At 35.8% G+C, this 12855-nt stretch carries 9 protein-coding genes; 5 read left to right on the top strand and 4 right to left on the bottom strand.

Annotated features, from left to right (window positions below; translation table 11 throughout):
- Window positions 1–9: 9 nt before the first annotated feature.
- The 4 genes from LZP46_RS09545 (at window position 10) to LZP46_RS09530 (ending at window position 3453) form a co-directional block, all read left to right on the top strand.
- A complete protein-coding gene (locus tag LZP46_RS09545) occupies window positions 10–594 on the top strand; it encodes a class I SAM-dependent methyltransferase (RefSeq protein WP_236093703.1) in 585 nt (194 codons plus the stop codon).
- Window positions 587–1591, top strand: coding sequence for an HNH endonuclease domain-containing protein (locus LZP46_RS09540; RefSeq protein ID WP_236093702.1), 1005 nt, complete (start codon window positions 587–589; stop codon window positions 1589–1591). Before LZP46_RS09545 ends, LZP46_RS09540 begins: the two co-directional genes overlap by 8 nt.
- Window positions 1592–1708: 117 nt before the next feature.
- A complete protein-coding gene (locus LZP46_RS09535; RefSeq protein WP_236093701.1) occupies window positions 1709–2608 on the top strand; it encodes a phosphatidylinositol 4-kinase in 900 nt (299 codons plus the stop codon).
- Entirely contained in the window at window positions 2605–3453 is an 849-nt protein-coding gene (locus LZP46_RS09530) for a DUF3037 domain-containing protein (protein ID WP_236093700.1), read from the top strand. The genes LZP46_RS09535 and LZP46_RS09530 overlap by 4 nt, the downstream gene beginning before the upstream one ends.
- A gap of 33 nt (window positions 3454–3486) precedes the next feature.
- Here the strand turns inward: LZP46_RS09530 and LZP46_RS09525 are convergent, their stop codons facing one another.
- From LZP46_RS09525 to LZP46_RS09510, 4 genes are read right to left on the bottom strand one after another with little or no spacing between them, the layout of a single operon-like run.
- Entirely contained in the window at window positions 3487–4971 is a 1485-nt protein-coding gene (locus LZP46_RS09525) for a type I restriction-modification system subunit M (protein WP_236093699.1), read from the bottom strand.
- Window positions 4968–6851 (bottom strand): GmrSD restriction endonuclease domain-containing protein, encoded by a 1884-nt coding sequence (locus LZP46_RS09520; RefSeq protein WP_236093698.1) that lies wholly within the window; start codon window positions 6849–6851, stop codon window positions 4968–4970. The genes LZP46_RS09525 and LZP46_RS09520 overlap by 4 nt, the downstream gene beginning before the upstream one ends.
- Window positions 6848–8422 carry a restriction endonuclease subunit S gene (locus LZP46_RS09515; RefSeq protein WP_236095200.1) on the bottom strand — a complete coding sequence of 525 codons (1575 nt, stop codon included), beginning with the start codon at window positions 8420–8422 and terminating at the stop codon, window positions 6848–6850. Before LZP46_RS09515 ends, LZP46_RS09520 begins: the two co-directional genes overlap by 4 nt.
- A complete protein-coding gene (locus LZP46_RS09510) occupies window positions 8422–11193 on the bottom strand; it encodes a type I restriction endonuclease subunit R (RefSeq protein ID WP_236093697.1) in 2772 nt (923 codons plus the stop codon). The genes LZP46_RS09515 and LZP46_RS09510 overlap by 1 nt, the downstream gene beginning before the upstream one ends.
- A 687-nt stretch (window positions 11194–11880) precedes the next feature.
- On the opposite strand from LZP46_RS09510, the gene LZP46_RS09505 reads away from it, so the two are divergent.
- On the top strand, window positions 11881–12801 hold the full coding sequence (locus tag LZP46_RS09505) for a helix-turn-helix transcriptional regulator (RefSeq protein ID WP_236093696.1): 921 nt from the start codon (window positions 11881–11883) through the stop codon (window positions 12799–12801).
- The last annotated feature ends 54 nt before the right edge of the window (window positions 12802–12855 follow it).

Here is a 12855-nt window from a genome sequence, read left to right as displayed (position 1 = left end):
TAGTTATTAATGAAAACAATAGATTACTACAATAAATTTGCAGATGATTTTGCTGAGGCAACTTTACACGTTGATATGGCTAGTTTATACCAACCATTTTTAATTGAGTTACCTAAACAAGCTTACATTCTTGATGTTGGCTGTGGGTCAGGTCGTGACACTTTAGCTTTTAAAAATAAAGGCTATAAAGTCGATGCAATAGATTACTCAGAAGCGCTTGTGGAAAGAGCAACTTTACTTACTGGTCTGCAAGTGAGGTTACAGAGCTTTTATGAGATTGATGAACATGAAGTTTATGATGGAGTTTGGGCATGTGCATCATTACTGCATTGTGAGCGTACTCGCTTAGCGGAGGTTGTAGGAAAGCTGATACATGCATTGAAACCAGATGGTGTGCTGTATATGTCATTTAAGTATGGCGATAGTGATCGAGAAAAGGATGGTAGGACTTTTACGGATTTGGATGTGGCTCAGGCAAAAGCATTACTTCAGCTCTTTGAAGATGTTGAACAAATCCAGCAATGGATTACAGTAGATCAGCGACCTGATCGTGATGAAAAATGGCTGAATGTACTTTGGAAAAAACATGCCTGACTTTATTCCTACTGCACAAGAACAACTTAAATTTCTAAAAAATATTCAGCTGATTTTACAGTCGGGTAGTTTTAGTAGCACCTATAAATTTGCATTGCTGATTAGCCTTAGTCGATTAGCTATTGAAAAAGGTGAAGATTCAGGTGAGAGCTTAGCCCTCGAATATACGGATATCGCTGAGAAGTTTATCGAGCTGTATTGGAAGCAAGCGGTACCCTATGTGTTTAATGATGAAGGGCAGCTGATCCTAAATCAGAACAATGGCAAGCAAGCAGCCATATTGAATTGCATTATTGCATTAAGGCAGAGCTACTCATCTCTTGGATTATTAAGACGAGATTCATTGGTGTGGTTGAAGCTAGTTAAAGATGTCGCTCGCACTGTAAAAGACATGCCAGTCCGCTACTTGCAAAATATCAATGGTCAAAATTTTGAGTTTTTATATCAGCTTGATCGGTGTGGAAAGCAGCTCATCCTTTTGCCTCAAGTCATGTTTTGCTTACGACAGTTCAGTGAAATCATCGAAGAGCTTTGCCAGAAACGTTGGATTGACTATATCCGTAAGAACAGCACTAATGCACCTATTTTGAATCAGTTGCCGAATCTTGAACAATTCATGTTTGAGCCGAGTCGGAACCAATTAAATGCTGTGGCTAATGTGTTGGTCGAGCTACAGGACTGTAAATGCTTCTACTGCAATAAACCGATGCGCAATGGCAATTACGCCGTTGATCATTTCATTCCATGGTCTATGTATCCCTCAGATACAGGTCATAACTTCGTGTTGGCAGATTCAAGCTGTAATTCTAAGAAAAGTAATCTACTCGCATCTGATGAGTTTTTGCATAAATGGCAAGATCGAAATGAAGAGCACGATTTGATTATTGTGGATCGAATTTCTGTGTTGGGGTTTCTAACGGATAAAGAACGTTCGCATAAGGTGGCGGAATGGGCTTATGCTCAGGCAAGAGAAAATAGTTATACTTTTTGGCATTAAGTATTTATTTAATAAGATATTTTTAACATTTGTCTTGGGCTTTTTATGTTCATATAGAGTTGATCTATTCTTTTTGATAAAGTGTGTGAATATATATATGACTTATGATTTATAAATATGACTATAGAAATTATTGAAGAAGAGGGGTACTTAGAAACACTTAAGCTTGTGAGTAATACGAGCGGAGGATGTTCGGCAAGTACAAGACTAGCGACGGTTCGCTGGCCTGATGGGGAGGAGGCTGATACTTTCATTAAAATTTTTCCAATTTCAAGTCGGAATCGTGAAATCATAAACGAAAGTTTTGGGTACTTGATGGCTAATAAGGCCTCTTTGAAGCAATCTCCAAGAGTTGCCCTTATAAAAATATCTGTGGATGATATTCCTGCAGACCCGGCAGATAAATTTGCTCATCAATATGGATTTTATTATGCTTGGGCCTGTAGAAGTATCGGCAGTAGTAATATGAAAAAGCTTTACTTCTCACCGCCTTTTACTAATGGAACACCTGATGAATTTGCGAAGTATTTTGATGCTTTAACAGAGTGGGATGATTTTGAAAAATTAATTGCATTTGATGACTGCATTGGCAATTGTGATAGAAATCCAGGAAACATCATCTTTTTGAATAAAAATAATTTAGCTATTATCGATCATGGGTTAATCTTTGGTGGAGTTGATTGGGTAAATTGTGGTTTAGTAAATGCTCATAATTTTAATAATTGGTTAGAAGAATTTTTTATAAATCAGTATGCTGGAAGTCCATCTATAATTGCATGGAAACCTATTATTGATGCATCAAATAATAATCTAAGAGCATTTGATGAGCCATGTTTTGATGAGATATCGAGTGATATTGAAGAGGTCTTTAATAGTTTAATTCCAAACGTACCAACTACAAAAGTGGTTATTGCTATTTTAGTGCAATACTTTAAAGATCGACTGCAAGGAAGTGTTGCAAGGTTTAATGGGTTATCCTCTTATTTCAATAGTAGTTTGGGAGCTGTAGCACCATGAGTAAACTACATTTAGTTAAAACACAAAATTCTAAAATCGTACGTGGTGAATGGTCTTTAATTCAGTGGAATCCTGATCTTGCTACTGAAGAACTTTTAAATATTGGTGTGGCACTTAATATTGATGGGACTATAAACTTTAAAATGTTGGATCAGTTCGAGAGATTATCATGCCTTTTTGATAACTCTGTTATTCAGCATGTTCAGGACATTATTGAGCTTTCATTACCAGCTTTGGAAAATAACTGTAGGAATTTTTCCGAACAAATTAAATGGATTGATAAGGGAATAGCAAAAGGTAATTCGGAAGAAGAAATACTAGATAGACTTTATAAGCGCGTTATTACCCTTGCTAGAGAATGTAGTAAAAAAGCTGTAAGGTCAGAGTTTAAGACAGTGCAAAGCGATGCGCTTATCAATCGAATTACTAGGAAATTTAAAGATAAAGTGAAGGGAGATCCTTTGTTATCAGGAGTCATTCCTAATCAAAAATATATTGCTTTCAATAATGATAGTCTTCTAGTTCCATTGCAAGGATCAAAAGGTTACGGAGGAATTGTTTCAGCAGTAACACCCAATTTGGATAGAATAAGTAGTAATTATTTAATGAATGTTAATGACTTGAAAACGGCTGCAATCTTGAATAATAGAGAACCGACGTTCTTTATTTTAAGTCCAACAGATGATGAGTTAGATAAGCTAGGTAGTGATAAAGCAGAGAAAATAGATAGCCTAATCGAGAGCCTAAATCGAAAGCAAGAGCAACAAGGCATCAAAATAGAATGTGAAACATCTGAGTTAATATTGTTAGATAAAATTAAGCATTGGGCTTCAAAAGCAGCATGATAAAAAGAGCTCCCATCTAGGGAGCTTTTTTTATTAGTTTTCTAGTTTCGTTAGAACGCTACGGAAATTTTCTAGAGCTGACTCGATATTTTCGATAATTTCATTAGCCAAAATGTCTGGATCAGGAAGATTATCTAAATCTGTCAGGCTCTTGTCTTTAAGCCAGAAGACGTCAAGACTCGTTTTATCTCGTTTGACTAATTCAGCATAGTTAAACTTTTTCCAACGACCCTCGGGATTGTTCTCAGCATGCCAAGTTTCAGAACGCTCAAAACGATTTAAAGGGTTATAGCATTTGATGAAGTCTTGTAGATCTTCAAAACGCATTGGTTTTTTCTTTAAAGTGTGGTGTACATTCGTTCTGTAATCGTAGTACCAAACTTCTTTAGTCCATGGATCTTTGCTAGCAGGTTTATTATCAAAGAAAAGCACATTTGCTTTTACACCATTGGCATAAAAAATACCTGTAGGTAAACGAAGAATAGTATGTAATTCAGTTTTGGACATTAACTCTTTACGGATCGTTTCACCAGCTCCACCTTCAAACAAAACATTATCTGGAACAACAACAGCAGCCTGTCCAGTTGTTTTTAACATTGAACAAATATGCTGTAGGAAGTTAAGTTGTTTGTTTGATGTGGTTGCCCAAAAGTCCTGACGGTTATACGTCAAATCTTCTTTTTCCTGTTCGCCATCTTCATTGGTAAAACTCATTGAGCTTTTCTTACCAAATGGAGGGTTTGCCAATACATAATCCACAGTAATTGGACTAGGTGCAATCAACGCATCATTTGGTGAAATAAGACTATCTTTGTCAATTTCACCAATGTTGTGCAAGAACATGTTCATCAGGCACATGCGACGAGTATTTGCGACAATCTCATTACCATGGAACGTACTATTCTTTAAAAATGCTTTTGCATCTTTATCTAAAGGAGCATCAGGGTTTTTTGTTAAAAACTCATACGCTGAGAGGAAGAATCCACCAGTACCACAAGCTGGATCAGCAATTGTTTTATTAGACTCTGGGCGGACACATTCAACAATCGTTTTAATTAAAGAACGTGGAGTGAAGTACTGACCTGCACCAGATTTAGTATCTTCGGCATTTTTTTCTAAAAGACCTTCGTAAATATCACCTTTCACATCTGTATTCAGAGTAACCCATTGAGTATCGTTGATCATCTCAATAAGACGTGATAATTTTGCAGGGTCTTGGATTTTATTTTGGGCCTTTGTAAAGATTTGACCCAACATGCCTTTTTCCTTGGCAAGATCTCGTAAAAGGCTAATGTAATGAAGCTCTAGCTCGGCACCTTTTGTATTTAAAAGCGTATCCCATTTATATTTTTCAGGAATGCCAACATTACGACGATAAGGTGGTTTGGAATACTCATCAGCCATTTTTAAGAAGATGAGATACGTAATCTGTTCGAGGTAATCTCCATAACCAACACCATCATCACGAAGGGTGGTACAAAAGCTCCATACTTTTGAAACTATAGATGATGCATTCATGAAGTTGCCTCTGCATTAGCTTGTGTGTATTGGTTAATAAATTGGTTAGATCTTAAGGTTTTACCCATAGTTTGATATATGAGACTAATAAGGTTATCAGCTCGTAATCTCATAAATGATTCAAAATCATCTTTACGGATCTCATCGGTTGGTATGAGATGACCTTCTAGAATTGAATCCATTTGCTCATCAGAGTATTGAGTCGTATTAAAATTCTGTAATCGACTTAAATAAATAGATGGTGCTTTACCTCCAATCGCTCTATTTGTGGAGGCTGATAGAGGGGTTTTGTTAATAATCGAATCATATACTGCTGGTTTTATGCCTTTTTCCTTACACCATTGTTGAGGGAAAATATGGTGGATATCCAATGGCTTACCATCTAAATCAAGCTGCTGAATAGTTTCGTTCCAAAAGAAGTCTTTTGCACCTTCACGGAGTACCAATGTGTTGATACCTTTATATGCTGCACTTTGACGAGATCTTAAAGTTTCAAGGCGCTCAGGTTGGAATGAAGCATCAAAAATAGTTCTGATAATGGTTTCATCATTCTCGACCCAAGCGATGAAATCTTCTAGGTCATTGGCTGTTCTCGTTTCAGCAGCACCACCATAGAGTTCACCTAAGACGCCACACCAGAACCATTGTTCTAACTTTTGTAGAATTTTAGGTTCACGCCAATTCATTTTCCTTTCAGCTAATTTTGTCATAATTGCTGCGAGAGGAATAAGTTGACCACGGTATGGCAATTCACGCTCCGAGAAAAAGCATTGTTTCGTGAGGAAGCTTGCGACTTCAGTAAAGCCAGTTTCAACAGCATTCGCCCATTGCTTATAATCTTTTAAGGTCAACGTCAGTACAGCTTGTCGCTTAGCTGAAACAGCAGAAAGTAATTTACCTGTTTTGCCTTCCTTTCTGTCAATTTGACGCTTGTCATAAGTGGTTAATAAACTAATGACTTGTAAGAAATCGGTTGGTTCAAGTTTTGAGAGAATTTTTCGATTTTCAACAATACGTTGATAACGTCCCTCGATACCCTGTTTTTGATCACCGTACCAATCTTCTCGTAGATTATTGTCTTTATCATTTTCTGCAGCAAATGATGCGGTGACCAATTCAAAGACAGATAGGGGAACACCACCAGTATTTACCTTTTCAAATACAAGGCATACAGCATCTTTAGATGTATTTTTGTTGAGCTGAATAACTGGAATTTTATAGGATTTGAATTCCTGTAAAACTTTATCTTTAAAGTCAGCAAAACGAATATATTTTTCTTGATTGTATTTGAGTAATCCCATCTCCCAAGCATGACTATTAAATATCAAGCTACAAGGGAAAAACATTGCTTCATACTCTTTCTCAGTCGTTGAAAAATCTAAAGTAATAAGCTGACCAGCACCATTTTCGATTTGTTTAAAATCACGATCGAAATTGGTTTTAACAGTCTTATCTTTACCTACCGAAATAAAAGCGTCATCGAATTGTCCATTTAAGGCAGCTTCAATATCAATATAGTAATAGCGCTCAATTTCTTGACCTTTTTCAGTAAAGGTTTTAACAGGCTTATTTAAAGCTAAGACTTGTGTTAAAGAAGTCAGTCGCTGTTGACCATCCAAAATCAAATATTTCGGAGAAGGTGTTTCACCTGAAAATTCTACATTTTCGACAGCACGTACTTTAAAGTTGACAGGTCCGCCAGTCTCTAAAAGCATGACGGCACCCACAGGGAAGGAGCGTGCAATACTGACTAACAGTGAGCGAATATGTTCATCATCCCATACCCAACCACGTTGGAAGTCGGGTAGTTGAAGTTCACCAGTTTTAATTTGATGAATTAAGGTTTCTAATTCAGGTTGTTTAGTTTCAAAAGTGCTCATATCAGTTCCTGTTGAGCAGGCTCATCTTCTTTTATAGTTTTGGTTTTACGCTTAGTTGACTTTTTAGGAATTTTATTGGCTTTTGCTTTCGTCAATTCTTCCTCTTTTTCAGCCTTAATGCGTTCAAGTAAAACTGAGGCAGGTTCATCGTTAGGATCTTGAGGGACAAGTTCACCAGAGAAAGCTTTCTGTAAAATAGATTGTTTTAATAGATGTGCTCGTTTTAGCTCTGAATCCAAATATTGACGAGTAACTTTTTCTTTATCCAAAAAGTTAGAGATAATTTTCACTATTTCCAGCTGTTCTTCTAAAGAGCAAAATGGGAATGGGTAATTCTGTAATTTTTCACCATTAATATTGGATTGATTTACACCATCTGTTTTAACTGAGTTGCCATAGGTTTTAGCAATGTGTGAGTTAAGATAATAATTTAAAAAATTTGAATCAATGAAATTTGAATAGTGATTAACACGAATCAAATAACCAGCAAAAATTGCAAGTTGTTCACCTTTATAAATTGCTGTTTTCCCAACTAATTCTGGGCTATTTGTTCGGTTAAAAAGAACATCTCCTGCTTTTAATTCATACTGTTTAATTTCTTGCTCATCTGACGTATACACTAAATCATCCCAATCAATAACGCCTTGTTGAATATTACCCATACGTATCACTGGGACAGAGCCAGATTCTTGAGATTTTGCTGAGGTCCCGTATTCCACACCTGATGTAATATTCCCAAGTGTGTCCCAATACCATTCCGAAGGTATAGCGGGTAAAGTTGATAAAGTATCTTTCGTTAATTTTTGAACATCTTTGGGAGCTCTAGGTTTGGTAGGTTTGTGCCCTTCCAGCTGCTTTAATTCCCATTCTTTAACAGATGCTTTCCATTTTTCGATTTCGTTTTCATATCTAAGTTTTCTTTCATCAGAAAATTTAGATTTTAATATTTCACCTGTAGATATCAAATTTTGATAATTTTTACGCCATTCTTCTGTCAATTTTCCTTCAAAGGCTTGAATAAGGATAGCTTCACAATAAAAATCTAACTGTTTTTTTGCAGTTTCTAAAGATTGAATACCATCATCAATTTCAGAAAATAACTCTTCGATTTTATTAACAATACGAGCTTGTTCAACTAGTGGGGCAATTGGAAAAGAGTAGTTCCAAAGTAAATCTGGATCTACGTGAGGGGTACCACTACCTTTTGCTCTAGTATTTATTTCTTGATATTTTGATAAAAGAAAATAATAAGCATAACGATTATTGATTTTAGGAAAATTAATTCGGACTAGTGTACTACCTAAAGCACCGAACATTCCTTTGCCAATATAACCTGATCTTGATCCATCCCAAACCATAAGAAAATCATCTTCGAAACAAAGACGACAATTTTTTCCGTCTGTCCAAGATTTCAAAATATTTTTTTCAAAAGCTTCTATATCGATATAGGGAATACATAAAAAATCTTCAGGTGTTGAGACTTCATTTGATGGTTTTTTACCTTTTTCACTTAAAGCAAAATCACCTAAACGAACTTGTTGCCATGAATCAGGTACATGAGAGGATTGCATCACGCGACTAACTCCAAATTCATTTCTTCAATAATAGCGTCCATTTCTTCCCCAAATAATTGATACATACGACCTAAGCCACCTTCACTATCAAAAGGTGCCATTTCAAGATCATCATGCTCAATATGGAAAGAGTTTGCAATGTGATCACGCATCATTCGTAACCAGTCAAGCTGTACATCAGAGAACTTAGAACCTTCAGTATTATTAGATTTAAAAATCCAACGTTTAAAGTTTTGACGCACTGTCGCATCATAAGGAACTAACGCTTCATCTAGACCACAAACACGGCGTAACAAAGACATTAGAGCAGTAAGGTCATTGATTGGACGAGAAGCGGTTGTGTCGTAACTTTCTAAATATGCAAACGCATCCCATACACGTAATGGCGCAAGTTTTGGTCGTTCATGTTGTAACTTAACCAATAACTCTTTAATCATGGCATAAGTGACTTGAGCACGTTGGTGTGGAATATTGAAGTAAATATTCAGTGCAGAAATTTCATCAATATTTTCATGAAGGTACTCAATGAAATCTTTTCTCAAGGCTTCACTATTGGTTTGAATATCACCAGCCCATTCTGCAGTTACAACTTCATCGATTTCATCTTCTAGATAAACTTGCTCAGTTTGCTTACGGATAGTGTCAAGTAAGTCGATCATATTGCCATTAAGAATTTTAACTGCTTCTTTGACACGCGCTTTAAGAATCGGTTTAACATGCTCGTCTGTAACTTCTTCATCAGATGTTAAACCATGCTGTTCCATTGCGATTTGATTCACCTTATCAGAATCAACGGCATCAAATAGATTTTTGACAAAAGAGCGTAAGCTTAAACCTTTTGATTCCTTCTCAAAAAGTTCAAGTTGATAGTCATCTAATTGACGTTCCATTCGAGAAAGGCGGTTGGCAAAAGAGACAACAGTATCTGGGTCATGAGCCCCTAAAGTTAAACCTCGTGCAAGATCCTTTAGCGGGACAGTTGGCTTAGAGTCTAATGGTTGGCTAGCTGTTTTTAAAGACTCAGTTACACCTATTGCATCCACAATTACATAACGGCTCTTAGCACCTTTAGCAGAAGGGGTTACTTTTTTCAGATTTTCTTCATCTAGGGTGCGTGTACCACGACCTTTCATTTGTTCAAAATAGTTCTTACTTTTCACATCACGCATGAAGAGGAGACATTCAAGTGGTCGAATATCTGTGCCTGTGGCAATCATATCGACCGTAACAGCAATACGTGGATAAAAATTATTACGGAATTGCGCTAAGACTGTTTTAGGATCTTCATCAATTTTATAAGTAATCTTCTTACAGAACTCATTTCCTTCACCAAACTCATCTCGAACGATTTGAATGATGTCATCCGCGTGACTGTCCGTTTTAGCAAAGATAAGTGTTTTAGGTACTTCAGCTCGCCCAGGGAAAATATTTGGCAAATTATTTTTGTAGGTTTGTACTACTTTACGGATCTGATCAGGTAAGACAATTTCTTTATCTAATTGCTTTTTCGAATATTCAGTATCTTCATCGGTTGTTTGCCATTTGGTTTTACGTGTTTTTCTTTCACGCAATTGGATCAAACGTTCAGCCTCAACTTTGACACCTTCTTGTGTTTTCTTAGTGCGAATAATAAAGGTATCGTTACCAACGTTTACACCATCTGCAACAGCCTTCTCATGATCATATTCACTGACTACATTGGCATTAAAAAAACCATAAGTACGGTTATCAGGCGTTGCAGTTAAACCCACTAAATAGGCATCAAAGTAGTCGAGCACTTGACGCCATAAATTATAAATAGAGCGGTGACATTCATCGATGATAATGACGTCAAAAAACTCAGGTGGAATTTTTTTATTATAGACAACAGGCAATGGTTCTTTAGGTTGTGTCATCTGTTCAGCAAGACTTTCTTCTTCCACAGACTCATCCAATGGTTCATCTTTAAGAATAGAATACATGCGCTGAATCGTACTGATATAAACCTCAGCATCAGTTGGCACAAAACTGCTTCTTAATCGGCTTACAGTATATAGTTCTGTGAATTTTCTATGATCATCTTGAGGGATATAGGTCATGAACTCTTGTTCAGCCTGTTCACCTAAATTTTTAGTATCAACAAGAAATAGAATTCTTTTAGGTTTGGCATGTTTTAATAGACGATAAGAAGACGTGATTGCAGTAAATGTTTTTCCAGAGCCAGTAGCCATTTGAACTAATGCACGTGGTTTATCTAGCTTAAAAGAAGCCTCTAGATTGGTAACAGCGGTAATCTGACAATCACGAAGACCTGTATGGTCTAACTCTGGCAAGTCGTGCAAACGTCCACGAAATGATTTAGATTCTTGTGAGAGCTTTAAGATAGTTTCTGGTTGGTAAAAACTAAAGATACGACGAGATTTCGGTTTTGGATCTTTAAAATCTGTAAAACGAGTGATAACCCCAGTACTTTCAAAGACAAATCTTAAGGGGTAGTCATTATTAATATATTTAAGTGTTGAATTGGCATATCGAGAAGATTGTTCTTCTACAGTGGTGATTTTATCTCCCCATTCTTCAGGCTTTGCCTCAATTACGCCAACAGGTTCATTATCAACAAAGAGAGCATAGTCAACTGGTCCAGTAAAAGTTGGATATTCTCTGATCGCAATGCCTAGTCCTGAAGAAAAATTCATTGTATCTAAATTTTGTATTTCCCAACCAGCTTCTTTAAGTTGAGCATCAATGTTGTCCCGAGCAAGTTGTTCTGGGGTTTGGTTCAAAGTCATTGATGTCTATCCCTCTAAAATTATTAAAAATTATGAGAAATAATTTATCATGTTTTTGTCCGAAGAAGTCCGAAGCCATCCAAAAAGATAGTTAGAATTAGGCTAAAGAGGTATGAGGGATTAACGGATTTGAATATTTTAGGAAAAAAGTATGTGGGTAATTGTTGGGTAAAAATATGACTGAAGTTAGAGGATAAGATAAAGTTTTATCTGTATTTTTAGTGTGGGTTCAATTGCCACCACCTCTGACACTTAAAGAAAAAAAGAAAGGTTTAAACAATAATTTTTTATCCATGGTGACATCTCCTGTCATTTTTATGTCCTATCTTCACTTTATTCGATTGATTAGTCATTTTGATCAAAAGTTTAAATTTAAAAGGAACGTTGAAAGGACACTAGCATGGTGATACACCCTGATCCATTTACCAATAAGCATAAGAAGAATGCTTTATCGCGGATTTTTAAAGCATTAATTCTTGGGAAAATAAAATGGGTTGAACTAAAGAAATTCTATTTAGCAATGCTACACTTCGAACGTTATTTAGAAAGACTAAATTCTATTTAAATTGAAATTACATTAATTTTTTTGTGATTTAGTGTAATTTTTTGTTTATCTAATGTGTTATATTTCAAACATATCTAAGCTTTAAAAGTTTGGTATATGTTTTAAATAATTAGAGAAAATTTATGCAGCGTGATGATTCTACTCATGAGCGTTTAGCTGACCGATTGGCAAATATTTTAACAAAATTAAATATGGGGTATCAGTTAAGTATAAAAGAGCTTGCATCAGAGTTTGGGGTAAGTACCCGTACTATTTTGCGAGATTTTGATCGTCTGAATACTTATTTGCCATTGCTTCAAGATGAAGAAACTAAAAAATATTACTTAGAATCGAATTATCTAGGGAAAATTGCACCAAAAGATATCCGTAATTTTGCTCAACTTTCGGGAATTAGTCATTTATATCCGTCATTGGATATGACTTTTTTACGCGAAATTTTAGATAGTAGAGCACATCATATCTATAGTGTTAAAGGTTACTCTTTCGAAGATGCAAGTCAGTTTAAAGAATTATTTAAAGCACTTGGAAAAGCAATTCAAGAATATAGTCAAATTAGTTTTGTATATAAAGGCGAGCCTAGACTGGTTCAACCTTATCGTTTAATTCATCATCACGGTAGTTGGTATTTGGCTGCAGTGAGAAAAAATCAATTGCGTACATATCGGTTTTCACATATTCAGCTTACACACTCTCCACATGAGTATTTAAAATTTGTTCCAGATCCGAATATTGTAAAACTTGTAGAAAATGATGAAAGCATCTGGTTTGGACAGGATAAACAGGAAATTATTTTAACTATTGATAGTCAGGTTGCTTTTTATTTTAAACAGAGATCAATACTACCTGAACAGCAAATTGTAAGAGAGTTGGGGGATGGTAGTTTACTCGTATCTTCTACGATTAATCATGATATGCAGTTGTTGCCTTTGATTCGATTCTGGATTCCTCATTTGAAGATTGTCAGCCCTGAAAGGTTGCAACACGAGATGGAAGTGGAATTGAAAGAGTATTTAAATCTATATATTATTAGATCTCTCGCATAAATTAAAATTTGAGAAAATAAATTTTAATTTATAAGGTATTACATAAAACCCAAA

The sequence above is a fragment of the Acinetobacter sp. SCLZS86 genome (assembly GCF_021560715.1).
Taxonomy (GTDB): domain Bacteria; phylum Pseudomonadota; class Gammaproteobacteria; order Pseudomonadales; family Moraxellaceae; genus Acinetobacter; species Acinetobacter towneri_A.
The sequence above is the reverse complement of the archived record's forward strand: the minus strand, read 5'-3'. Positions and strand labels throughout refer to the sequence as shown.

What these genes read in the sequence shown, in the direction of transcription:
- LZP46_RS09505 (WP_236093696.1), top strand. Translation starts at nt 11,881, where the DNA reads ATGCAGCGTGATGATTCTACTCATGAGCGTTTAGCTGACCGATTGGCA.
- LZP46_RS09530 (WP_236093700.1), top strand. Translation starts at nt 2,605, where the DNA reads ATGAGTAAACTACATTTAGTTAAAACACAAAATTCTAAAATCGTACGT.
- LZP46_RS09545 (WP_236093703.1), top strand. Translation starts at nt 10, where the DNA reads ATGAAAACAATAGATTACTACAATAAATTTGCAGATGATTTTGCTGAG.
- LZP46_RS09515 (WP_236095200.1), bottom strand. Translation starts at nt 8,422, where the DNA reads ATGCAATCCTCTCATGTACCTGATTCATGGCAACAAGTTCGTTTAGGT.
- LZP46_RS09520 (WP_236093698.1), bottom strand. Translation starts at nt 6,851, where the DNA reads ATGAGCACTTTTGAAACTAAACAACCTGAATTAGAAACCTTAATTCAT.
- LZP46_RS09540 (WP_236093702.1), top strand. Translation starts at nt 587, where the DNA reads ATGCCTGACTTTATTCCTACTGCACAAGAACAACTTAAATTTCTAAAA.
- LZP46_RS09535 (WP_236093701.1), top strand. Translation starts at nt 1,709, where the DNA reads ATGACTATAGAAATTATTGAAGAAGAGGGGTACTTAGAAACACTTAAG.
- LZP46_RS09525 (WP_236093699.1), bottom strand. Translation starts at nt 4,971, where the DNA reads ATGAATGCATCATCTATAGTTTCAAAAGTATGGAGCTTTTGTACCACC.
- LZP46_RS09510 (WP_236093697.1), bottom strand. Translation starts at nt 11,193, where the DNA reads ATGACTTTGAACCAAACCCCAGAACAACTTGCTCGGGACAACATTGAT.